The sequence below is a fragment of the Acidovorax sp. FG42 genome, assembly GCF_057809195.1.
The window spans coordinates 14,568-37,979 of record NZ_JBMDJM010000013.1 but is presented as its reverse complement, the minus strand read 5'-3'; the positions used below and the strand labels follow the sequence as shown (position 1 = coordinate 37,979).

Here is a 23,412-nt window from a genome sequence, read left to right as displayed (position 1 = left end):
ATGGATGAGGCAGCCACTCCACCCATTAACCATGCCAGACCACGCCTGTGGGTGGAAACACTGTGGCTGCTGGATTCGCTGACAGCTCAGGAACCGTTACGCGAGATTCCCTTGCGGCGTGGACTCAACCTAGTCGTTTCGCCGCCCGGCAAAGGCAGCGCCGGCCACGGGGTCGGGAAAACAGCCTTCTGCCAGTTGTTGCGCTTCGTTCTGGACGACCCCCTCTGGTCCGATGGCTCGACACTACGCGACGAACTGCTGCACAGCCGCGAGTTGAAGGAAGGGGCGGTGGCAGCCCGCGTGCACGTGGGCGGCGAGGTGTGGTCCGTTCTTAAACCCTGGCTGCATCAAAAGCAATACCGCGCATCCCGCACGGCCGACTGGCGACAACTGGCTGCCAACGAAGTCGAAAACGAATTCAGCGCCTACCAAGCTGCGCTACGGCAGCATCTGGTGGAGATACTGCCCGTGCAAAAACTGCCCGGGTCCGAGCAGGCCATCGAATGGCACCAGATCCTGGCTTGGTGTTCACGCGACCAGAATGCCCGCTATCAGAACTACTACCAATGGCGTTCGGATGGCGTCAGATTCAGCCTGCCAGCCAAGTCGCCCGCCGCGCTGATGCAGATCGTGCTGGGCCTGATGCACGATGCCGCGACATTGCAGGAGTTGGACGGCACAGCGAAAACGCTGGAGGAGCACAAAACCAACCTGCAAGACCTGCGAGAGGAGCCCGCACGCTTGCTCAAGCACGTGCGCCGCCAGTTGACACGCCGCCTCAACGTTTCGGCCACCACGCCCTTCCGGCAGGATGGCTTGCTCGAACTCCCTAACCTCGTCGGACTCGCCAAGCAGCGGAAAGATGCCTATGAGCAAGAACTGCGCGATATAGAAGCTGAAAGGCAAGAGCTCGCGGCGACTCGTCAACGATGGCTGGAAGCGCGTGCCCCGCTGAAAAGCAGCATGGACCTTCTCAACAACGAAATCCAGCAGATAGAAGCCTTGATTGCTGGCGACATGCAACGCGTAACGGAACTGCAAAACGAGGCTTCGTCATTGCAGCAACAGCTACCCACACGTTGCGATGCCGGCAATCTGCTGCGTAAGGATTGCAGCTACGTGATCAATCGAATCGAGCAAACGCAGCTTGATCGAAGCCAGCGCATCACAGGGCATCAACGATCCAAGCGGGCTCTAGAGAATGACATGCAGCCCCTGCGCCGCAGGCTCCAGGAATTGGAAGCCGAGGCCGCCCCCATGGATGTACAGCTGGCCGATATCGACCAGCGCAGCGCCAACCTGAGCACAAGGCAGGCGCAATCCTTGTCTGCGGCCCAGCTGCTCGACGATGTCCTCGAAGACTACGAGCACTACGACGGAATCGCCACAGGCAAGTCACCGTCAGCCGATATTGCCTCGGTGGAGCGCCAACTTGAATCGGCTCAGCGTCGCCATGACCAGCTTCAAATTCAACTTGATAAAGAACGTTTAGCGTTGAAGGGGCGGCATCAGGTCATCAGCAGTGCCATGCACGCAGTTGCCAAGGCCCTTCCCTCATTTAATTGGGGTGTGCTGAGTGACGACGACAAGAGCCGCAGTCGCCCCTTCCAGATGGGGCCGATGCACTCAACAACCTTCAGGGTTCTCGAAATCCTGGCAGGAGACATCGCCTGCCTGCTCGACAGCAGCAACGCACAAAGCTATCACCCGGGGTTCCTGTTGCATGACTCGCCCCGGGAGGCCGAAATGAGTGAATCCATGCTGTGGGCTCTGCTGGGCCATGTGGCATCAGATGGAAATGATTCATTTCAGTACATCGTCACAACGTCGACAGAACCTGTCGAGGCGTTCCGTCCTCACGTACGTCTCAGGCTCTCAGCAGATAGCGACGACGGTTTTCTTCTGCGTCATCGTGTGGGCGTGGGGCAGATGCCTTTGACCTGAGAGCACGACGCATGGGATCGCTCCAACAATTCCCACCGATGAACCTGCTGCAACGCTCATTGATTGAAAAAGCGGGCCACGATCATGGCTTCGAGCATGTAGTCGCCAGCGAGCCGGCTGGCGTACTGCTGGCCTCGGCCAGGCACGCTGCAAGTGCACAGGTAATCGCCCAGCCCGCAGGCGGTTACCTGCTGCGCTTGCGCGCCGAAACGCCAGCCCTGCTACCCGAGATGCGCCGCTCATTTCCCCAGCAGCGTCAAACCGATGGCTTTTCTGCCGACACGGTAGCGAGCTTGGCGACTTTGCTTCGCCGCGCCGCAGGTTTGGCGCGTGCCCTGCCCAGCCAAGCTGCCAACGACTATGAAGCGACAGTGGCCGGCCAGTTGGCTCAACTGCCACCGAACCTTGGCGGAACAGAGGTGGAACGACTGGTCCGTCAGCGAGTAGGACAGCAGAAATTCCGGGAGGCCATGCTCGACTACTGGGGTGGCGCCTGCGCTGTGACAGCTGTGACACTGCCCGAAGTGCTTCGCGCCAGCCATGCAAAACCATGGGCAGAGTGCGCCAGCGATGCGGAGCGACTGGACGTGTTTAACGGCTTCTTGCTGGTGGCCAATCTGGATGCGCTGTTTGACCGGTTTCTGATCAGCTTCGACGATGGCGGCAGACTTCTGATCTCGCCAACACTGAAGGATGAGGTCCGCATCCAACTCGGACTTCATCCTGGCATGGCACTGCGCTGGCTCAGCGATGCGCATCGCGTGCACTTGGCTTGGCACCGATTGCGGTTGAACGCAGGGGTGGCCTGAACAATCAGGGCCCAGGGCGTCTTCGCACTTTTCGCAGGCCTTGATTCGTGATCTTCACAGCAGCTCCACGATTTGAAATGTCGTGATCCGACACCTCGCCGGTGTGGTCCTGCTGCAATACCAGTTGTGCATCCTTGCGACTCCGCCACGGCTGCAAATCGGATGCGCGGTCGTCAACGACGTTGATGGCGTGCGCAACTCTCTGCGGGGATGGCCGTGGCTCCCTCATTGCAGCCAACCTGGCCTTCAAACGCATCAACTTGCCCGCCTGCTCTTCAAGGGCTGCCACCTGCGCATTCCGGCGTCGCAATCGCGCATTGAGGCTGGCTCGCCCTCGGGCTGCAGCACCATTGAGGCCTACGTGGATAGTGGGCAGCCTTTGAATCCCTCTGACCTTGAAGCTGCGGTGATCAACACGCGCATTGGAGCCCTTGCGGGCAAGCGCGGTGTTCACCGCGTCCTGCCAGCGTGGCCGCAACCAGGACACCGAATCCGCTGCGCCACTTCGCTTGCAAGCAATGGGGTCAAGCCTCTCTGCCTTTTTGCCGAGCACGCCGTCGGCGTCGACCGTGCATGCGGTCAGGAGCAGGTGCGCGTGAAAATTTCGGTCATCGCCATCACGGGATGGCGCGTGCAGGGCGCAATCCACTCCGACACCAAACTCGGTGGCGATGTCTTGGGAGAAGCCGAAAGCCAACGCGGCGCGCTCGCCAGCATCCAGCTCGTTGGGAAGCGCGAGCACAACTTCGCGCGCGAGCACAGCATCACGCCGGCGGTGGTGCAGCTCCAGGTCGTTCCAGAACTTTTCGCGATCCCGCACAAGCCGGCCACCCGGCAGGTGGATGCGCGCATCGAGCACGCCCTTGCGGCGGCGGTAATCAAAGACCTGGCCGGTGCGTTGATCGGTGATCAATGCGCCGGCGCGATAGGCCGCCGCAGCTGTCGCAGATCGGCCGCTGGCGCGAGCAATGGGCGGGCGGGCGCTCAAATGAAAAATTGCCATTCGCAGTTCCTCAGGGGTGTCGGGGCTCAGCCCTGACCGCACGTAATCCTGCGAAGCGGGATTACTCTAAGTGCGCCCTTCGGGAATAAGCCGTCCGCGCCTCTTATCCAACAGCCATTTGCAACAAAGGCCAAATGAACAGGGGCAATACGTGTCGCGCAGCCCCACAGGTGGCACGCCGATTCATACACTGACTGTACTGATCAAACGTATCCAGGAACGAACATGGCCCACCCAAACATCGCGTCGATTGACCTCAAACTCGCGCAACTCAAGAACCAGCGCGCCCAATTGCTGGCGCGAGAATGCGTCGCGGAAAGAAAACGCAGTACGCGGCAGGCGATCATCATCGGGAAATGGATCATGTCCCGGAAGCCCGAACTCGTGGCCGCGATTGTCAAAGTTCTGGAACGCGACCAGGATCGTTCCGCGTTCGGCTTGCCGCCCAGTGCCGACAAAGCGAAGACCCCCTCGGGCATCACGCAAGTGGATATCCTGCTTCCCCCAGACGACACGGAGGCGACACCGGCGTGAGTGACAAGCTTCGGATGTGATCATCGCGTCCGAGTCTCCATGACGGGCCCTGGCCGATGCGCTGCAGCCTTGACGTTTCAGTTGGGCATGAAGCCCATCGTTGTCCGTCGATGCGATGCTTGCCCCTCCTTGCGCAGCGAAGGCCAGTCCTGCGCAAGGAGGTGGTCGCGCTCGGCGAGCACGGCCCGCGCCAGTGCGATCTCCAGGTGCAGCTTGATAGAGCGCGGGCTCATACTCGCGATCTGCGGCTCCACAGTCGCAGGCAGCTCCGTCGAAAACCGCAGTGCCAATTTGCGGGCGATCGCGCCCAGCATCTGGCGCGCGATGCCGATCAGTTCTGCCGCGGATGGCGCAGCGATGGTGAACACGAGCATCCGCGATAGCAGGGCAGCCGGAACGCGGTCGAGATCATTGGCCGTCGCGATCAGCCTCACATGGCTGGCATCGAAGGTGAGATCAGGCAATGACTGATCAACGAAGTGCCGTGCCGTGTCTTCCTCGAGGAGCGAATACATCGGCGCGAGCGCGCTGTAGGCTCCGGTGTGGCATTTGTCGATTTCATCCAGGATCACCAGGCTGTTGGCGACGGGCGGGTGGCCTGCGCGGCCCCATGCGAGCAGCTCAAAAAGTTGCCCCGGTGACGCATTCGCCCAGAAGGTACTCGACCCTGCGAGGCTGCTGGCGTTGGTCTCGGCAGCCATGCACAGGAACAACGGCGGCGGTGTGTTCAGCAAGTTCGCCAGCGCGTGAGCGAAATGCGTCTTGCCGATGCCTGGGTCGCCCACCAGCAAGATGGGCGCCAGGCGGTGCGGCAGCCCTGCCGCATACAGCGACACATGCGGCCGGATCACAGTTTCGATCGGCTCGGAGAAGTTGGGGAAGTTTGCCGCGAAGGCGTCAAGGTGAACCCGCCACTCCTTCTGCGGCGAGGCCATGGGGCGATCAAGGCCGCTCAATGCCAGACGCTCCAGGGTTTGCGCCACGCGCCGCCCGGCATCGCTGTCCCGGCCTTTGACCCGCTGCTCGAGTTGCTCCGCGTCTTCGGCAAACCGGAAGACGCGGACAGGTTCGCACTGCCTGGGTCCCGTGACCAACCCCAGCAGGTCGAAATCATGATCAGTCTCGGGAAGATCGAAACCCGAACCGTTGTTAGGCCGCGCCGACGCCTGCGCGTGCACATCTTCGGCGACGCGACGGTGATGCAGTTCTTGCAGCACATCCGCGATGCTTGCAAGGAGCGCGTGTTCAGCGTCGGTGCGCAGGGGAATGATGTCGAAGAAGATATTCAGAACGCCGTCAACGACATCGCAGCAGACCATGGCATGGCGAGGCGGCTTGTGCCGCAGGATCAGGATGGCGGCACGCAGGAAGGTTTCGCTCAGTTCACATCCATCGCGGGACATGGTGGGACCCAGGCGGGTGTGCAGCCAGTCCGGGCATTCGAGCAGCGGCAGGACGTTGGCGACGCCAACGGTATCGGGGAACAGGGGTGAGGTCATCGACAGTTTTCCAAGTGGATGCGGACGGTGTCCGCGATTGCGCCGTCAGGTACGGCGCGCCAACTTGGAAAAGGGATAGCCTATCTTCGAGAGATGTCTGCGCAGTCGATCGTCGAACGCTCACGCACGGCCAACAAAGGCGGTGAGGATGGAGCAATCAGCGAATGGTTCATTTGTAAAGCGACGGGAGCAGATTAAAGCAGTGGCAAGTCAGCTGAAACGATAGATAGAACTGTACCTGCGCATCAGCGATTCAGGCAAGAAAAACGAGACCCGTAAACACTCTGTACGGTCGACCAAGAGGCCTGCACCATCACTTGTTGGCGATGCCCTCGGGGTCTTGAAGAATCTCTTTATAGGCACGCTCGAACTCACGCGCGAGCACCGGCAGGCTACAGCCCAACGAAGTCGCAATCTTCACCACCCCGACCAAATTTGGCACCGTGCGACCGTTCTCGATCGCGGACATGTTGGAACGCCCTATGCCTGCTCCAAGCCCCACAGCTTCCTGCGAAAGCCCCTTGGATGTCCGTAAAACAACGACTGCCTGACCGAAAGCCTTCGCGATCATCGGATCGCTGGATTTGGTGCCGACCGGTCTGCCCCGGAGGATTTTCTTGCTTACTGTTGCCATCCCTGCAGGGTCGGCTTACGTATGCATAAAAACCACACTTAATTAAATACGTTAATGATAGAGTTTGGGACTTGGGTCGTTGCGTATTCGGATATCGCCGACCACGTCGCCGCACTGATACGCGGCCCCACCAACTTGGATATATCGAACCAATGAAGTTGCAACGTCCGCTGGATACCCTGGCGCCGATCACCCTGGCACTGCTGTGCCTGGCCGTTCAGTACACCGCCCACGCGGAAACCAAAGAGCAAAAGCTCAGCCCACAAACGGTGGCCGTCGCAGCTACCACCACTCAGCCAACGACTCCCCACATCACTTACACGGACCTCAATGCGGAGCGAGCAGCAGTTGCAGCCCGCCGGGACGTGGACCCTGCGATCAATGGGTCGGTCAAGGACCTCATCCAGCCGGTCCAATCCAGCGCAAACCTGCGCTGACCCGCCCCACCGCCAGTAAACCGGATGCCCGTATCGCATTTAACTGAAGCACCGCTGCAGAAGAGCACTGCCGTGCAAGCAAGGTTTCATGTCCCCGGTGCCCACGAGGAGGTGCATCAGCTCCTGCATTCCAGATGACGTCCCCTGTCAACTTTTCCTTTGTACAAACAACTATGGGGTCGTCATGATCGAATCCGCTTTACTCATCATCTACGCTGCTGTGTCTGTCGGACTGGCAGTCTGGATCCGTCGCGCCTTCAAGCCAAGGGTAGATTGGTCGCATCCAAACATGCGCAAACCCGTATTCGCAGGGAATGTGCGCAGCAGTGGCGGCAGCGGGGCACTCGGCGCAGCTGACGCCATCAACACAGCCGCGCTGAGCAGCGCGTCGCCAAATGCTGTCATGGCGTTCATCATTGCCGTCGCCGGCCTCATCGGCGGCGTTATCGGTGCTGGGGTACTGCCGGCTTTGGTGGGCGGCATCGGTCAACCAGGCTGGGGTGGCATGATGGCACTGGTGGTGGCAATGCTGGCATGGGTGTGGATTGGTGGAACCCTTGCGCTCCCCATGCTGGCGTTCGCGTTCAGCCTGATCCCGCTACTTATCGGAGGCGCATTACTCGGTGTCGTCGGGCTCTTCGCCTGGCAAACCATGAACGAGATCCAACACCGCCCGGCGGCCGGGGACGGAAAGTGGCAAGTGGCTTTCGGAGCCAGGGTTGACTACAACCTGTGTGCAGCGGGAGCGAGTCTGATCACGCTCGGCAATCCGGTCGAGATCAGCCGCAAATGCAAGCAAAGGGCTGTCGGTCCTCATCCCATCGAAGGGAAGTTTGCAGGTGTTTACAGCTGTAGCAAGGGCCAGAACATCGCTGCGATCGTAGAAGTCCGGCCGTACGGCGCGTTCCGAGATGGGATGAAGCAGGCGGAAATGCAGTTTGGAGATCGCCCGGAGGTGGCGTTTCCGGCCGGAGAATTCTCAGGATCATTTCACCGGACCAACACCTCTGGCGAGTTCCGCTCCAATGATCTGAAATGGACGCAAAAGCCAGGACCACAGTGGGGCAAGCCTGATGGGTTGTCTATCACCGCCAATCCTGCTGGCGGGATCAGTGTGCAACTCATGAACACACCGTGCAGCGTGATGCAGGCCAAACGCTGCCAGGCGAGCCAATCAGGTCAAGTACCGACGTGTGAGACCGAGTTCGCACAGCAGGGGGTCAAGCTTCGCCGCGCCGCGACCATGAAAGAGTGGTGGAAGGAGCTCGAGGCAGACGAAGCGCGTCGGAACAAGGCGCGCAATTCGCCCTGACCGGCCGAAAGCCCGGCGGGCTCTCGCCCGCCGGATCTCCCAAGGTCACGCAGCGTGGCGCTGATTGAGTGGCAACGACGCGGATTCAGGCGCATCATCAACAGCGTTCTGCTGCAATTGACCCAGCCGTTCGAGTTCGATTGTTTGCGCAATACAACGCGCGTCCAGAGCTGACGCGAGGTTGGACAGGCGCAGAATTTCCTTATGCGCCTCCCGTTCGGTTCCGAGCCAATGTGCCCGTTCCGCATGCAGCTGCTGCAATTGAGAGTCCAACTTGGCCTCGCGGGATGCAGCCTCATCCGCGCGCTTGAGTTGTGCATCGGCCTGAGATTTAGCTACAGCTTCCGACTGCTTCGCAAGCGCCAAATCGTCGCTACTCGCTTTCAGAAGTTTTCGTGTGCTGTCCACGGTGGCTTCGAGGGTTGGCACCATCTTCAGCTGCATGATCGAGAGAACGAGCTCCTGGCGCAGTGCTTCTGCCTTCTCACGTTCACTGTGGGCGCGCTGGTCCGCTTCAGCGATGGTCGCAGCTGACAGGGTGCGGAGTTCCTCAATCTCACGAACACGCAGGGCTCGCTGTTCGTCGATCTCGCGGCCGCGCTCCTGCAGTTGAACCTCTTGCTGCAGCAACTGCACCCGTGCAGTGGCCAGGGATGCGTTGCTGCTTTGGAGCTGCGCCTCGATCTCGGCCATCTGTTTCGCCAATTCATCGAAGGCATCTTCTGCCTCCTTGGCACGCGAGTTGGCGTTGTCCGATGCCTTCGCTGATTCCTGCACGATCTGGACACGGACCAGGTCGCCGATGGCCGGATTGATCACGACGCTGCTGGTACGGCGAATTTCACGGGCCACCTTCCAGTCACGGACCAGTGGTGTGAGTTTTGTTTTCGAGCCACCGCCGATGAACTCCCGAATCGACTCCACGCTGGGTTCAGCCCCGCTTTTCTCGATGAAGTCTGCCGCCTCAGCGACGGTGCTTGGGGTAATGTCGAGCATTTTGATTTTCCTGTTGGGTATTGAGTGTTGTGCTCTGATAACGATGAGGGTGTTACCAGGCGTTATCGCGTTACGCATTACGTGGCGTTATCGCCAGTAAATAGCACTGGTAGTTGCTGCGGATGGTTCGGCAAAGCAAAGCATCGGCACACCCCTCGCAGTTGCATACAACTTGACCTGGCGGGCCACGTGCATTGGCCTCCAAACGGACGGCACCCTGTAGAACAGCAGTTCGCCCATTTCGCATCAAAGTGCGTAGGCCTATGGAAAGACGCCTCACCAGACCTGCGACGGCAACACACTTCCGGCGCTCTGGCCATGACTCCCGCCAAGAAGCTGCCGTAGTCACTGAATGAGCCAGATCTAGCTGAGTAGAACTGCTACGGAAGGCGGACCTAGAAGGCACGCGGATACGCGTCGTAAACGCGGCAGTGCCTGTATGAATCAAACGGCAGCTCGCTCATTGACTGCCCCTTCTAGTCGGCAAACCGTTGCGTCATCTCCGGACGTCCCCGCTCCAAAGGCTTCTGCCAGACGTGCTCGACCAAACCCACCATCCGCATCCGGCAACCACCGTGCGTAAGTCTTCTCGACCATGGACGGTGTGGTGTGCCCCAACTGGGCAGAGACGTAATGCACGCGCGCGCCCACCCGCAGCAGGGACGTCGCAAACGTATGGCGCGTGCAGTACGCCCGGCGTGGCGCGATCCGCAAGGCCTTCAAGCACGGCTGCCACACGTTCTCGCGTGGGCTACGTCCGTCGTACCACGCCTTGTTGGTCCAGGGGTTCTGGAAGATCTCAGCGCCCTCATGCCGAGTCCACGGCTTCATCACCTCCAGCGCTTCCATCGCCAGAGGTGAGAGGTCGACATCGCGAACCCCACCTTCGGTCTTCGTCGGCCCGACCCGCCCGCGGAATGACTTGGCCTTGTTCACACTCACGCGGCGACTCGAGAAGTCCACGTCGCTCCACAGAAGTGCCACACATTCTTCCGGTCGCATACCGGTGCTGAACATGAACGCGAAATACGCCAAGCAGCGCGGATCCCTGTTGGCACGGATCCATCGAAGGATGCGATTCATCTCGTCCATCGTGACCGGATCGGGATTCACCTTTTCACGTTGGCGCATCTTCAGATTGAACAGCCAATCAGGCAGCTTGGCGTTGTCCGCCCGAGCCAGTTTGAGTGCGCCGCGAAGCGGCGTCATGGCATTATTGAACCGGCGGTTGGAGGGCCACGGTCTGCTGTTGACGATTTCCAGGACGCCGGTGGTGCTCAACCGTGCCACCGGCGTGTTCTCACCGAGGAGGCCCTTCCACATGATCACGTCGTTGGCATATTGCGACCGCGTGGCGTCCGCCAGGCTGGGGCCATTGATGCGCATGAACGCGTCCAGATACTCCCCCACCATCGTGTAAGCACCGCGCTCACGCGCAAGTCCTAAAGCGATCTTGGAATTGGGAAAGTATTCAAGGTAGTCAAACACACCATGTTTGATCTTCTCCAGCATCGTGACGAGATCTTTTTGGGCGGCAGCCTTGTTCTTCAAGGTGGGTGGCACGTCCGTCAACACTTCACGGCAGCGTTTGCCCTGGTATTGAAAGTAGACGCGTAAGGTGTTTCCGTGCACCTCGACGCCACCGGTTGCTTTGCGTCCCATCGTCAGCCCCCCACCGCACTGCGGGTAGATGGCGCAGACCAATTTTCTTGGTCCATGCACGCGCACGGCGGACGTGCAGCAACGTAAATAGCGAAAGGAATTTGGGCACGGTTAGTGCCCCGACTGTGTCGGATTGCAGGCATGGGTGGTCCAGCTCAAGTTCCCTGAAGGGAACGGAAACCGGGTCACCCTCCGTTGCCGAAGCAGCCCCCATACCCAGGATTTCTGGGGGCCCGGACATTCATTTCTGCGACAGTTCACAGTTCCATGGGTGGACCCCATGGCAACGGTGAAACGAGTGGTTAACCCGCGTCGTCAGCGTCCTAGTCAGTTGTGCTGTTTGCCGTGCAGTCCGGACGCCCACTTACCTTGCGGGGTGCTGCTTCGACTTATGTTTTTAGAACACAACCTTGGAAAAAATTCTGGCTTACCTCATGCGCCCTTGCAAGTTTTTCGCGTATCAAATGCAAGGCCTGTAGCCGCCTCACAACTAACTGAATGCATAGTCACTGGATCAGCTCGACCAGGACACTGCATCACTTGCAGGACCGCCCTGCGCTATTGCATCTCCACCCACTTCTCGTAGCCCTGCAGGTCGATAAGCAGTCCGGCATCCACGCGCCGAAATTGCCGGCCTTCAATCCATACACAGCGCTGGATCATTTTTTGCACGGCGTCAGGTGTCCAGCCGGTCATCTCGCAAAACCTTTTCAGGCGGACGTATCGGGTCATGCGCTCAATCATTCTGGGAACTCCATCAAAAGATCGCCTTGCCCGACCAAGCGCTGACGATCGCGCTCAATGCCTGCGAGGTTGTCACTGTTGAAAGCCCACCACCGCACACGGAGCTGCGACAGGAGGACAAAGTCACCAGCATCGCGCTTGGCCACGATGTAGCGGTACTGACCGCTGCCTTCAACCACACTTTTCCATCGACCTTCATCCATTCGAAAGAACTGCTCGTTACCAGCCACAGTGGCCGTCCGCTTCAACGCGGCATCCACGGCGTACTGAAGGTGGCCTTCCATCTGCTTGAGCGGTGTACCTTTCACGAAGAGCGTGGCAACCGGCGATGCATGCCTGCGCCGCTTGATCGGATGCATGTCCCACAGCACGTGCGCGGTGTAGATCAGCTTCAGCCCACGCAACTGAGAGATGGCGTGAAGCACGCGCTCCTCCGGATTCGCCTTGCTGCCTCGTGCCCGGATCTTGCCCAGCGTCTGCCGACCGAACGTCTTGGAGATTTTCTGCTGCAACGGCTCCTTTGCGGTCACGACGCAATACAGAGGGTGCCCCTGGATTTCGCCACTATCGGAGATCGGCAGCACGTTTGTGTCATGTTCGCTCAGCGGGGTGAAGTCGCCACAAATGACAGCAGGATCAACCCCGCCGAACCGGCCAAAGTCCTGCGCTGCGTGAAGCGCCAGGAATGTCACTAGCACGTCCTTGGCTGCGTCCATGGTCGAAATACGTGACTTACCGGCTGGAGCACTCAGATCGCGTGTACAGATGGCACGCAAAGGTGACCTCAAGCCATCAATGAACCCGCAATCGATGCAAACCCATTCTTTCTTGATCGAGTCTTGCAATTGGTATTGCGCCGGCGTGGATGCATAGTCAGGGTGGGGCAATGCGATAGTCCCGAGCTCCAGCAATTCTTTGAGTGCGGACTGCGCCCGTTCGTAGCTCATGCCGGAACGCAGATGGATGCTCTTGGCTCCGTGTGTAGAGACTCTAGGTGGGAGGTCGTTTCTATGACTCACCCCCCAGGAGAGCACGATGAAGGCCACCAGGGCATTGAGACTGCCTCGCTCGGCCACATACTGTGCCTCGGGCAGGCTGCACTGGAAATAACCTCGGGACGTCTTCTTCGGGCTGTTCGGTTCAGGCTCACCTCGCGCATCACTTTCTTCCGTCAGCGCTGAGGCCACGAAGGGATTCTGTGGGCCACTGGTTTGTTTGTCTGGTTGGGGTTCTGTCGGCATGGTTTCAGGTGTCCGTATTCTTTCGTTCGGCCGCGATCAAGAGATCGCTTTCGCCACCCATTTGCAAACCTCCTTGAGAGAGGTGTTGACATTGAATGAGCAAAGGTGAACGACTCTGGAATCGCGCGATGTAGGTCCATCGACGTGTACGCTATGGACTGTTTGAAGACTGGACCGCTTGAAGCCTCGAATGATTGATGGCTTGATCTCTTGAAGCTCTGGCCATCCCTCGCCAACCTTGTAGGCGCGCGAGTTTTGACGCTTCAATGGATACATCAGCGGCTGTCCAGCCCCCTGCTCTCCAATAGTTACTGCCGCATGGATGCGACGGGGGCCAGAGTCACGCCAAGGAGAGACGCAACCGAATGAACGATATCGAAGTAATCGTCGATGTCTTCTGCCATGAACAGCCCCAGCAAATGAGGCACTTTGACGCCTTGCAAAATCAACTGCTCGACTTGGTCGAACAGCTCAAAGGCGGACTCGGTTTCAAGATCGAAGTTATCGGCTGAACAGTCTGGAAACTGCGACAGAACGGACCGAAGCACATGGCGGCTCTCGCGGAGCACCTTGATGACCTGCAGGGTGTCGGGGTTCTCGGGAACATGAACGCCGAGAGATTCGAAGATTTCTTTGATGGACACAGGAGCCTTCAGTTAGCTCAGCACTGATAGGTCCAGAGGGGCGTTTCGCTCATCAACCTGTCAGTGATAAGCGGGTTGCTTACCACCACGTACTTCTAGAAGTACACGACTAAGGTCGAAGGCGGCCCGGTGCCAACAACAAATACACACACGCTGCTTTAGGCCGCGAAGGTTATCCCTCGCTCAAACTTCGGGAATCCCGAAGGCGTTATCGGCGGACCGAGAACGCATACATTGAAATTAGCAGCGCGGACTGGATGCTAGGGGATACAAAGACGAAGTCAAAGCTTTTTCAATCGCGCTGCCTGCGATTGGAAGCTGATGGCTGTGCGATGACCAGCACTGTTGGTTAGTCTCAGGTGCCCGAAATCATCAAAGTGATCGGACCGCAACCCGACCGGTTGGGCAGATGAATGGCAAGCAAAAATTCATTCCAAATCAACGCGTTAGATTGCATTCAACCAATTCCCTGAAAAGCAACGCCATAGATCCAACACCAGCTGAATTCCGCCCTGGCGATGCAATTCTCCATCGTTGCAATAATGCAACGCACCATGATCCCTTTGGGCGGAACTTGACTACAAATGCGCCCAGCGCTTGGGACCGACTTGATGGCTGCAATGCAGCGATTGCAATCGCCGGCCATTCGCAGCTGACGGAGTGCTTTGTCTGAAGAAGCGGTCATTTGGCAGACTGCGCGTATTGCGACGTGAGCGCCTGAATTGCCACGGGACGTACGCCAAGGAATTGGGTAATTTGTAGAGATAACTACATCATTGCAACAGCCATTACGGCACACTAAGCTGCCGCCATGTCTCTCACCTCTGACTCTTGGCTGGCCTTTGTCGTCAGTCTCCCATCTGCGGCAGCGACGGCGCGCATGCGCATTTGGCGCGCTGTCAAGGCACTGGGCTGTGCTGCCCTACGCGACGGGGCGTACCTATTGCCAGCACGGACGGAACAGGCTGCGCAACTGCAAACGCTGGCCGACGAGACCCTGCAGGAAGGCGGGCAAGCCTGGCTGCTCCATGTGCATGCCCAGGACATGGCTGAGCAAGCGGCCTATCAGGCACTGTTTGACCGCACAGCCGACTACATGCCTTGGCTGGACGAGTTGGCGCAAGCCCGCCAGCTTTTGCCCACGCTGGTGGGCGCCGAGCTTCAGCGCTTGCAGCGCCGATATGCGCGCACCTACGAGGCGATCCGCAAGATCGACTTCTTTCCGGGCGAAGCCTCCATCCGGGCCGAAGCCCAGTGGCGCGACTTCACCAACGCCGTGGAGGCCTTGCAGTCACCCGGCGAGCCTCAGGCCACAGCGGGCCGTATTGCACGGCGTGACCGCATGCAATACCAAGGGCGGCTCTGGGCGACGCGCCGCCATCTCTGGGTCGATCGCGTGGCCAGCGCCTGGCTCATTCAGCGCTTCATCGACCCCAGCGCGCGCTTTGTGTGGCTGAACGCCATCACAGACTGCCCTGCGGATGCACTGGGCTTTGACTTCGACGGCGCCACGTTTTCGCATGTGGGTGAGAGGGTGACGTTTGAGGTGCTGCTGGCGAGCTTTGGCCTGGACGGTGATCGCGGCCTGCAGCGCCTGGGGGCCATGGTGCATGCCCTGGATGTGGGGGGCGCGACCACGCCCGAAGCGGGTGGCTTCGAAGCCGTGCTGGCCGGTGCACGCAAGCGCTGGCCAGACGACGACACCCTGTTGGCCGATGTGGGCGGGGTGCTGGACTCGCTCCATGCGCATTTCTCTACCCACCGCAAACGGTAGCACCTCACCCCCTCAGGAATGAACATGAACGATCCCAAGGTAACGGCAGCGCCGGATGCCAGCACTACCAGTGCTCCTGTCTACACGCTGTGGCAACTGGTGCTGTACATGCTGCGCCTGGGCACGCTGGGCTTTGGTGGCCCCGTGGCACTGGTCGGCTACATGTACCGCGATCTGGTGGAGCAACGCGGCTGGATTTCAGATGCCGACTACAAGGAGGGCATGGCCCTGGCCCAGCTCATGCCAGGCCCTTTGGCTGCGCAGTTGGCCATCTACCTCGGCTATGTGCATTTCCGCTTGTGGGGCGCCACGCTGGTCGGCGTGGCGTTTGTGCTGCCGTCTTTTGCGATGGTGGTGGCACTGGGGGCTGCCTACAAAGCCTACGGCGGCATCTCCTGGATGCAGGCAGTCTTCTATGGCGTGGGCGCCTCCGTCATCGGCATCATTGCCTTGAGTGCCTACAAGCTCACGACCAAGAGCGTGGGCAAGGACAGGCTGCTCGGGGCCATCTACCTGGTCAGCGCGGGCGTGACCATTGCCACCCAGTCCGAAGTGATCTGGGTCTTTCTCGGCGCGGGGTTGTTGGTGTGGGCCGTGCGCGGCCCATTGAAGCGGGCTGGGGGGCGGCTGCACAGCATGGCATGGGCAGCCCCCATCGCCGGGGCACTCAGCCTGGACCACCTCGACTGGCAAAAGCTCGGGCAGATTGCCGCGTACTTCACTTATGCAGGGGCATTCGTCTTTGGCAGCGGCCTGGCCATCGTGCCGTTCCTCTACGGCGGGGTGGTCAAAGAGTACGCATGGCTGACCGATCGCCAGTTCGTAGACGCCGTGGCCGTGGCCATGATTACCCCAGGTCCGGTCGTTATCACCACCGGGTTCATCGGCTTCCTGACCAGCGGCTTCTGGGGCGCGGTCGTCGCGGCAGCAGCGACTTTTCTGCCCTGTTATCTGCTCACAGTGATCCCGGCGCCGTACTTCAAAAAGCATGGCAAGCATCCCGGCGTGGTCGCTTTCGTGGATGGCGTCACCGCCGCCGCCGTGGGGGCCATTGCAGGGGCCGTAGTCGTACTCGGACAGCGGTCCATCGTTGATCTGCCCACCGCTGCGCTGTTTCTCGCCACCGCTGCGGTGCTGTGGCGGTTCAAGAAGCTGCCCGAGCCTGTGGTGGTGCTTGCCGCCGCCTTGATGGGCCTGGTCGTCTATCCGCTGGTTGCCCACGTCTGACACTGACCATTTGATGGAGAACATCATGAATTACCAACTCCGCCCGCTGACGCTGAACCCCGATCAACTCTCTGGCCTGTCGAGCCGCCTGATCACCAGCCACCACGAAAACAACTACGCGGGTGCCGTCAAGCGCCTGGACGCCATACGGAGCGAACTCGCAGTGTTGGACTGGAGTGCCGCAGCGACCTTTACCATCAACGGTCTCAAGCGGGAGGAGTTGATCGCCGCCAACTCGGCCTTCTTGCACGAGCTGTATTTCGACAACCTGGGCGGCGACGGCGTGCTGCCATCCTGCGGTTTGTCCGTCGCGCTCACGCGCGACTTTGGCTCCGTCGAGGCGTGGCGCAGCCAGTTCATGGGGCTGGCCAAAGCAATGGGCGGCGGATCTGGATGGGCACTGCTGTCTTGGTCCTCGCGTGAAAGCCGCCTCATCAACCACTGGGCGGCCGACCACACGCACCTCCTGGCGGGCGCCACGCCCGTGCTGGCGCTGGACATGTACGAGCACGCCTACCACATGGATTTCGGCGCGAAGGCGGTAGCCTATGTCGATGCCTTCATGGCCAACATCCAGTGGGACAAGGTATACAAGCGCTACGGGGCGGCCGTCGAGGCGGATGCGTTGGCATTTGGCATCGACACAGGCGCTGCGCTGGCCGGAGCGGCAGGTGCGCTTGACGTGCGACGTGAGGAGGACTATCTGCAAAGCCCGCAGGTCATTGCAGGAGCGTCCTGGCGCGACCCGTCGCGCGTGTTGGAGTGGAGCCAAGAACTGGACGCCACCAAGCCGGTGCTGTTGTATTGCTTGCGCGGCAAGGACATTGGCCGCTCTACCGTCCTGGCGCTCCGGGCACGTGGCATGGATGCACGCTACATCGTGGGCGGTATTGAAGCCTGGCAAGCCGCTGGCCTGCCTCTGGAAACACAAGGAGGTGTAGCATGAAATGGGTCACCCGCGAGCGCCCGAAGATCGACCGCATTGCCTGCCCTTGGCTCATTGCCCGCTTCATCGACAAAGAGCCTGAATTCCTCTATGTGCCTTCTGCCTCGGTGCTTCAGGTGGCAAAGGACACGGGAGCGATCCCCTACGACGTGCCTGGCGTGGAAATGACCCACGACGGTGACCTGTGCAGCTTCGACGCCTTTCTCAAGAAGTACGAACTCACCGATCCCGCCTTGCAGCAACTGGCCGTGATCGTGCGGGGCGCGGATACCTCCAGGCTGGACTTGGCACCGCAATCGTCGGGCCTCTATGCGCTGTCGCTGGGCCTGTCCAAGACCTTCAGCGACGACCACGAGATGCTCAGGCATGGCATGGTGATGTACGACGCACTCTATGCGTGGTGTAAGTCCTGCCAGGCTGAAACCCACAATTGGCCGCCGAGCGTGGCGGCATGACAGCGGGTGTTGTGCGGTTGCTCCGCCAATTCATCTGGGCGCTGTGTGCGCATGTCCTGTGCGGAATGCTTGTGCCCTTCGCCTGCGCGGCGCCCCCTGAAGCCAAACTGACCACGGCGCAAATCCGTGCCACGCTCGGCGGGCACCATGTCACCGATGGGCGCCATTGGGGGCATGACTACTTTCTAGATGGGCGCCTGGAGCGTTCAGAGAACGGCCGCACGCGCAGCGGACGCTGGAGCGCGCAGAACAACCAACTGTGCCTGCTGCTGCCCGAGGTCAGCAAAGAGGCCCCTGTGTGCTTTGACGTGGTTCGTCTGGGGGGAGAACTGCAGTACCGCGATGCCGGGAGCGTGGTGTACGCAGGCACAGTCAGAAAGAACATTACGCCCCCGGCTCGGTGAAGAGTCTCGTCAGCCTCTACAGCGTGCGCTCCGTCTGAGGCCCATGGGGAACCTTGCGGACCATCTTCGGTTGGTCACAGTCCCAGGCATTGAAGTAGACCTCGTCGCCCACAGCCATGCCGGAGCCCGGGTCCACTTTGGCGAAGTACCCACGGGTTCGGGTGACTTGCCGCCATCGGATGACTGCAACTTGGTCGGTGGGACCGAGATCCAATTGCATGCAGCGAGAACCGCCCATCTTCAAGAATTCATCTGCTGGGATCAACTTGGTCACTTTGCCGACTCTCCAGCCTTCGTTCCAAGCGAACCGATTCTCGTAGACGGGCGTGCTGCAGCCCGAAATCATCAGGAATGCCAACGCCGCAACCAGCGAAAGCATCGTTTTCTTCATCATCAAAGTTCCATTCGACAGACTTGGGACATCTGATCGGCTCAATGTCTGTGCTGGTGGTGAATATCCGGCGCGTGGGGATGGGCGTGGGTCACTGGTTCGTGGAAGTGCGCGTGGCTATGGCTCCCCGTCGGCATCACGTCATGCGAGTGCGAATGATGTCCATCGTCATGACGGTGGGCGTGCTCATGTTCCATCGTCTCATGCGTATGTTCATGCCCGTGGCTCTCGGCCAAATGCAGCAGCACCCCCGCAAGCATCAGAACGCCACCGAGCAGCATCAACCACCCCGCAGACCGTTCGCCGAAGCCGAAAGCTACAGCCGCACCAATGAAGGGAGCGAAGGCAAACACGGAGCCAGTCCGCGCCGCACCAAAAGCCCGCTGTGCCAGAAGGTAGAACCGAAGACTCAAGCCATACCCCGTGGCCCCCACGGCAAAGAGCCCTAGAGCAGCCGTCAGGGAGGGTAATGGCTCTCCCCACAACATGGCAAGACCGGCCGTCGCAGCGGCTCCCAGCGAAGCCTTGGCCATCACGACCTGGCTGGGATCGCGTTCAGCCAGTCCCCGGGACAAGGTGTTGTCCACGCCCCAGGCCACTGTCGCCAGCAGCACGGCAAGTAGACCGAGCAACTGCGTGCCGCCCTGCAGGCCCTGGTCCATGACCAAGGCCATGCCGCCCGCCAGCAACAGAAGCATGGCGGCCCACACGCGGCGGTCCATGGTTTCGCTGTACAGCCACCATGCCAACGTGGCGGTGAACAGAGCTTCCAAGGTGAGCATGAGAGACGCGCTGGCGCCGCTCGTGTGTTGCAGGCCCCAAGACAGGGCGACAGGGCCCAGAGCGGCACCGAACCCCGCCATAGCTATGAGACGCCAGGCATCGGATCTCTGCAACCTTGCCTCATGGGCTGCAGTCCGCAGGGACAAGGCACCGACGACAGCCGCTCCTGCGTACAGCAGGGCGGCCGTCGTGAACGCCCCCAGCCCTGCACCCAGCCGCTGGACCATGGGTGTACTGATGCCGAACAAGGCCGCAGCCAGTAAGGCCAGCAGGCCGCCTCGCAAAGCTGGCAGGGACAGAGATTCGCTCGCCATGGGTGCCTTACTTGACGGTGAACCGCACCGTGATGCTCTTCTTGCTATTGGTGGTCAGCACCGCGACTGCCTTCGCCCCTTTGGACAAGGTAACTCCCTTGGCCTCCAGTTTGTTCCCACCTGCAGGTTTCAGGGGCGCTTCGGACTTATCCGCACCGTTGAGCACTGTCAGCTTGCCCTCGAACCGTGAGGCATCCGCATCTTTGCCGTGGTCTTGGAGGTAGATATTCGCGCCATCGGTAGTTGCGACTAACTCAAACGACAAATCGGCAGCGGTTTGAACGACTCCGCCATGCACAGGGGCGGCGGCACCGTGGGCTATGGCAGCAGGCGCATTTGCCAGGGATGCCATCACGATTGCGGTGGCTGCTATCAGTTGGGAGAAGTTCTTTTTCATGATCATTTGGGTCGCCTTTCGTTGAGTTTGTTTCACTGGAGCGCTTCAAAAGGCAGCGCTCCGAGGCCTCTATCAAAAAGTTGGAAGTAATACAGTCGCAGTGAGGGATCAATAGGCCTCCTGGCCTAGGGGTTCGCTTTCGGCTTGTGCGCTGCCGCCCTCAACTAGGCGCCGGGTGGCTCTTTCGCCAAAAAGCCAGAACATCACGGGCGTCAGCAGCGTGTCCAGCAAGGTAGAGCTGACGAGTCCACCAAAAATCACGACCGCCACCGGATGGAGAATCTCCTTGCCGGGAGCATCGGCCGCCAGCAGCAGCGGGGTCAGCGCAAAGGCAGCCACCAGCGCCGTCATCAACACCGGGGTCAACCGCTCCAGCGAGCCGCGCACGATCATGGGTTGGCCAAAGACCTCACCCTCAAACTTGCACAGATTGATGTAGTGGCTGACCTTCAAAATCCCGTTGCGCGTAGCAATGCCCGCCAGCGTGATGAAGCCGACCATGGAGGCCACGGACAGACTCACCTCCGCCAGCCACATCGCTGCAACACTGCCAATCAGCGCAAGCGGAATGTTGGCCATGATGATCCCGGCCAGCACAGCCGACTTGTAGCGCACGTACAGAACGAGAAAGATCATCGCCAAAGACACCAGCGACAGTCCAACGATCAGTTGCATGGCCTGCTCCTGGGCCTGGAACTGCCCTTCGAGGCTCAGGAACGTCCCAGGGGGCAGAGGTGTTTTGGCCATCACCGCACGAATGTCGCCGATGACGCGGCCCATGTCGGAGCCGTCCGTGTTGGCATAAACGACGATGCGGCGACGGCCGTTTTCCCGGCCAATCTGGTTGGGGCCGTCGGTCTCCTCCACCGACGCAATCGATGAGACCGGTATCCGCCCCGCAGGCGTGTCGATCAGTGTGCGCGCCAGATCCTGCGGGCTGCGTTTGTCATCGGGCAGGCGCAGCACCAGTTCATAGCGGCGAAGTCCATCCACGATCTGCGCACCATGGGCCCCATCTGTCAGGGCCTGTAGGACCCGCACAGCCTCCCCCGGGGACAGTCCGACCTGCGCAGCCTTGCGGTGATCCAGCCGTACCGTGATCTGGGGAATTAGCACCTGCTTTTCCACCGTCAAATCCACCAGCCCTGGAACGCCCGAGAGTCCCTGGCGCATCTGCTCAGCCAGGCCCCGCAAGGTGTCCGTGTCATCGCCGAAAATCTTGAGCGCGATCTGCGCCCGCACCCCTGACAAGAGGTGATCCAGGCGGTGGGAGATAGGCTGGCCAATGGCCACCTGGGCCGGAAGGACGGCCAAACGGGCACGGATGTCCGCCATGACGGCTTCTCGGTCGCGTGCGGATCGCCTCAGGTCCACGTCGATCTCGGCCGAATGCACGCCTTCGGCATGTTCATCCAGCTCGGCGCGTCCCGTCCGGCGCCCGACCTGGGTGACTTCAGGGACTTCAGCGATCAGCGTCTCCGCCAACGCGCCCATGCGATTGGCTTCCGCCAGCGCAGTGCCTGGGTTGAACACCATGCCCAGCACCAGCGAACCCTCATTGAAGGCAGGCAGAAAAGCGCGTGGAAAAAACGGGACGCTTGCAGCTGCTACAGCTACCGCCAGTGCAGCGACAGCCATCAGCACCTTGGCGCGAGAAAACGACCAGCTGAGCACTTGCGCATCCCGCCGCTTGAGCCAGGCGACCAGGGTGCTGTCACCATGGTCCAACCGTTTCATCCCCGGCAACAGGTAAAGGCACAGCACGGGCGTCACCGTCATCGAGACCAGCATCGATGCCAGCACCGACACAATGTAGGCGATGCCCAGGGGCGTGAACAGGCGTCCTTCAATGCCCGGCAGCGCAAAGAGCGGCACAAACACCAGCACCACGATGGCGGTGGCGTAGACGATGCCCGAGCGGACTTCCACGCTCGCCCGGCGCACGACCTCCAGCATGGACAGTGGATTGCCCTGGGCACGGTTTTGCTTCAGCCTGCGCAGGATGTTCTCCACATCCACCACCGCGTCGTCCACCAGTTCGCCAATGGCAATGGCCAGGCCACCCAGAGTCATGACGTTGATGGACTGGTCCAGTAGCCGGAACACCATGGCCGTTACGGCCAGCGACAAGGGAATTGCCACGAGCGAGATCAGCGTGGTTCGCGCGGACAACAGGAAGGCGAACAACACGATGGCCACCATGATGGCGCCATCACGCAAGGCTTCGGTCACGTTGCCGATGGACGCCTCGATAAAGTCCGCCTGGCGAAACAACACCTTGGGAGCAGCCAACCCCACTGGCAGCCCTTGTTGGAGGTCCCCCAATGCTGCCTCGATGGCATGGGTGAGCTGCACGGTATCGGCCGCTGGCTGCTTTTGCACACTGACGATGACGGCAGGCGCGCCGCTGTATCCGGCGTCGCCACGCTTCATGGCTGCAGCGAACCGGACATTGGCCACCTGTTCCAGCAAGATGGCCCGGCCATCCTTCCACGCCACCGCCACGCCCTGCAGGTCCTCGACACGATTGGTGCGACCGATGTGGCGGATAAGGAATTCACGGCTGTTGAGGTCGATGAAGCCACCGCCCGCATTCCCCGCAAAGCCTCGAAGGGCCTGCTCGATCTGCGTCAATGTCACCCCGAACTGCGCCATGCGCGCGGTGTCCGGCTCCACCCGCAGCTGGCGTACTTCGCCGCCGATAGGGATGACCTGAGACACCCCTGGAATCGACAGCAGTCTGGGGCGCAGCACGAAGTCCGCGTACTCGCGGGCCTGCATGGGTGTCGCTGCAGGGGATTTGCCATCGCCTGCCGTCAAGGGCAGAGCAATGAGCATGACTTCGCCCATGATGGAAGACACTGGCCCCATGACGGGCGTGATGCCCCCCGGGATTTGCTCCCGCACCAGCGCCAGACGCTCCGCCACGAGCTGGCGGTTGCGGTAGATGTCGGTCCCCCAATCGAACTCGGCATAGAGAATGGACAGGCCCACACCAGACGTAGAGCGCACCCGCGTGACTCCGGGCATACCGTTGAGCGCGGTTTCCAGAGGGAATGTCACCAGTTGCTCGACTTCTTCGGGTGCCATACCTCCGGCTTCCGTCAAGACGGTGACCAGGGGTTTGTTGAGGTCGGGAAAGACATCGACTGGCGTGCGCCACGCGGTGATAGCCCCGTAGACCATCAGCAGCGCCGCGACCGCCAGGACGAACAGGCGGTTGTGAAGGCTGTTCCTTACGATCCAATTGAACATTGCGTGG

Annotated in this window: 22 protein-coding genes; 10 read left to right on the top strand and 12 right to left on the bottom strand. The window is 60.4% G+C overall.

The genetic code is table 11. The annotated features are described in order from the left end of the window. Both ACODSM_RS14435 and ACODSM_RS14430 read left to right on the top strand, forming a co-directional pair. Entirely contained in the window at positions 1-1,944 is a 1,944-nt protein-coding gene (locus ACODSM_RS14435; protein ID WP_488805739.1) for a chromosome partitioning protein ParA, read from the top strand. A gap of 38 nt (positions 1,945-1,982) precedes the next feature. Next, a complete protein-coding gene (locus ACODSM_RS14430; RefSeq protein ID WP_488805738.1) occupies positions 1,983-2,753 on the top strand; it encodes an HNH endonuclease in 771 nt (256 codons plus the stop codon). Between the two features lie 4 nt (positions 2,754-2,757). Here ACODSM_RS14430 and ACODSM_RS14425 read toward each other — a convergent pair whose 3' ends face one another. Next, positions 2,758-3,756, bottom strand: coding sequence for a MobA/MobL family protein (locus tag ACODSM_RS14425; protein WP_488805737.1), 999 nt, complete (start codon positions 3,754-3,756; stop codon positions 2,758-2,760). Between the two features lie 225 nt (positions 3,757-3,981). On the opposite strand from ACODSM_RS14425, the gene ACODSM_RS14420 reads away from it, so the two are divergent. Continuing rightward, positions 3,982-4,290, top strand: a complete 309-nt coding sequence (locus tag ACODSM_RS14420) for a hypothetical protein (protein ID WP_488805736.1) — start codon at positions 3,982-3,984, stop codon at positions 4,288-4,290. 77 nt (positions 4,291-4,367) lie between these two features. Here ACODSM_RS14420 and ACODSM_RS14415 read toward each other — a convergent pair whose 3' ends face one another. Next, positions 4,368-5,789, bottom strand: a complete 1,422-nt coding sequence (locus ACODSM_RS14415) for an AAA family ATPase (RefSeq protein ID WP_488805735.1) — start codon at positions 5,787-5,789, stop codon at positions 4,368-4,370. A gap of 313 nt (positions 5,790-6,102) precedes the next feature. Next, positions 6,103-6,423, bottom strand: a complete 321-nt coding sequence (locus ACODSM_RS14410; RefSeq protein WP_488805734.1) for a helix-turn-helix domain-containing protein — start codon at positions 6,421-6,423, stop codon at positions 6,103-6,105. Between the two features lie 152 nt (positions 6,424-6,575). Here ACODSM_RS14410 and ACODSM_RS14405 point away from each other — a divergent pair, with 152 nt between their 5' ends. Both ACODSM_RS14405 and ACODSM_RS14400 read left to right on the top strand, forming a co-directional pair. Further along, on the top strand, positions 6,576-6,860 hold the full coding sequence (locus ACODSM_RS14405) for a hypothetical protein (protein WP_488805733.1): 285 nt from the start codon (positions 6,576-6,578) through the stop codon (positions 6,858-6,860). A gap of 184 nt (positions 6,861-7,044) precedes the next feature. Further along, the gene (locus ACODSM_RS14400; RefSeq protein ID WP_488805732.1) at positions 7,045-8,172 is read left to right on the top strand and encodes a hypothetical protein; all 1,128 of its coding nucleotides are present in this window, start codon (positions 7,045-7,047) and stop codon (positions 8,170-8,172) included. A 45-nt stretch (positions 8,173-8,217) separates the two neighbouring features. Here ACODSM_RS14400 and ACODSM_RS14395 read toward each other — a convergent pair whose 3' ends face one another. The 5 genes from ACODSM_RS14395 to ACODSM_RS14375 all read right to left on the bottom strand — a co-directional run bounded on the left by ACODSM_RS14395 (position 8,218) and on the right by ACODSM_RS14375 (position 13,459). Further along, positions 8,218-9,168 (bottom strand): DNA-binding protein, encoded by a 951-nt coding sequence (locus ACODSM_RS14395; protein WP_488805731.1) that lies wholly within the window; start codon positions 9,166-9,168, stop codon positions 8,218-8,220. A 444-nt stretch (positions 9,169-9,612) separates the two neighbouring features. After that, positions 9,613-10,830 carry a site-specific integrase gene (locus tag ACODSM_RS14390; RefSeq protein WP_488805730.1) on the bottom strand — a complete coding sequence of 406 codons (1,218 nt, stop codon included), beginning with the start codon at positions 10,828-10,830 and terminating at the stop codon, positions 9,613-9,615. A gap of 558 nt (positions 10,831-11,388) precedes the next feature. Continuing rightward, positions 11,389-11,574, bottom strand: a complete 186-nt coding sequence (gene xisR / locus ACODSM_RS14385) for an excisionase family protein (protein WP_488805729.1) — start codon at positions 11,572-11,574, stop codon at positions 11,389-11,391. Beyond that, positions 11,571-12,815 (bottom strand): hypothetical protein, encoded by a 1,245-nt coding sequence (locus ACODSM_RS14380; protein WP_488805728.1) that lies wholly within the window; start codon positions 12,813-12,815, stop codon positions 11,571-11,573. Before ACODSM_RS14380 ends, xisR begins: the two co-directional genes overlap by 4 nt. Before the next feature lie 308 nt (positions 12,816-13,123). After that, positions 13,124-13,459, bottom strand: coding sequence for a hypothetical protein (locus ACODSM_RS14375; RefSeq protein WP_488805727.1), 336 nt, complete (start codon positions 13,457-13,459; stop codon positions 13,124-13,126). 811 nt (positions 13,460-14,270) lie between these two features. Between ACODSM_RS14375 and ACODSM_RS14370 the strand changes: the two genes are divergently transcribed. The 5 genes from ACODSM_RS14370 (at position 14,271) to ACODSM_RS14350 (ending at position 18,265) form a co-directional block, all read left to right on the top strand. Beyond that, positions 14,271-15,233 carry a chromate resistance protein ChrB domain-containing protein gene (locus ACODSM_RS14370; RefSeq protein WP_488805726.1) on the top strand — a complete coding sequence of 321 codons (963 nt, stop codon included), beginning with the start codon at positions 14,271-14,273 and terminating at the stop codon, positions 15,231-15,233. Positions 15,234-15,257: 24 nt separating this feature from the next. Then, positions 15,258-16,460 carry a chromate transporter gene (locus ACODSM_RS14365; RefSeq protein ID WP_488805725.1) on the top strand — a complete coding sequence of 401 codons (1,203 nt, stop codon included), beginning with the start codon at positions 15,258-15,260 and terminating at the stop codon, positions 16,458-16,460. Positions 16,461-16,485: 25 nt separating this feature from the next. Then, complete coding sequence (locus ACODSM_RS14360) at positions 16,486-17,406, top strand: Fe-Mn family superoxide dismutase (RefSeq protein WP_488805724.1); 921 nt, start codon at positions 16,486-16,488, stop codon at positions 17,404-17,406. Next, positions 17,403-17,861 carry a chromate resistance protein ChrB domain-containing protein gene (locus ACODSM_RS14355; RefSeq protein WP_066695669.1) on the top strand — a complete coding sequence of 153 codons (459 nt, stop codon included), beginning with the start codon at positions 17,403-17,405 and terminating at the stop codon, positions 17,859-17,861. The genes ACODSM_RS14360 and ACODSM_RS14355 overlap by 4 nt, the downstream gene beginning before the upstream one ends. A gap of 65 nt (positions 17,862-17,926) precedes the next feature. Then, on the top strand, positions 17,927-18,265 hold the full coding sequence (locus ACODSM_RS14350; protein WP_488805723.1) for a hypothetical protein: 339 nt from the start codon (positions 17,927-17,929) through the stop codon (positions 18,263-18,265). A gap of 16 nt (positions 18,266-18,281) precedes the next feature. On the opposite strand, the gene ACODSM_RS14345 is transcribed toward ACODSM_RS14350, so the two are convergent. From ACODSM_RS14345 to ACODSM_RS14330, 4 genes are all read right to left on the bottom strand, one after another. Further along, positions 18,282-18,659, bottom strand: coding sequence for a hypothetical protein (locus ACODSM_RS14345; protein ID WP_488805722.1), 378 nt, complete (start codon positions 18,657-18,659; stop codon positions 18,282-18,284). 38 nt (positions 18,660-18,697) lie between these two features. Then, positions 18,698-19,753 carry a DMT family transporter gene (locus ACODSM_RS14340; RefSeq protein ID WP_488805721.1) on the bottom strand — a complete coding sequence of 352 codons (1,056 nt, stop codon included), beginning with the start codon at positions 19,751-19,753 and terminating at the stop codon, positions 18,698-18,700. A 7-nt stretch (positions 19,754-19,760) separates the two neighbouring features. Then, positions 19,761-20,150, bottom strand: a complete 390-nt coding sequence (locus ACODSM_RS14335; protein ID WP_488805720.1) for a hypothetical protein — start codon at positions 20,148-20,150, stop codon at positions 19,761-19,763. 108 nt (positions 20,151-20,258) lie between these two features. Further along, positions 20,259-23,405, bottom strand: coding sequence for an efflux RND transporter permease subunit (locus ACODSM_RS14330; protein WP_488805719.1), 3,147 nt, complete (start codon positions 23,403-23,405; stop codon positions 20,259-20,261). Positions 23,406-23,412 lie beyond the last annotated feature (7 nt).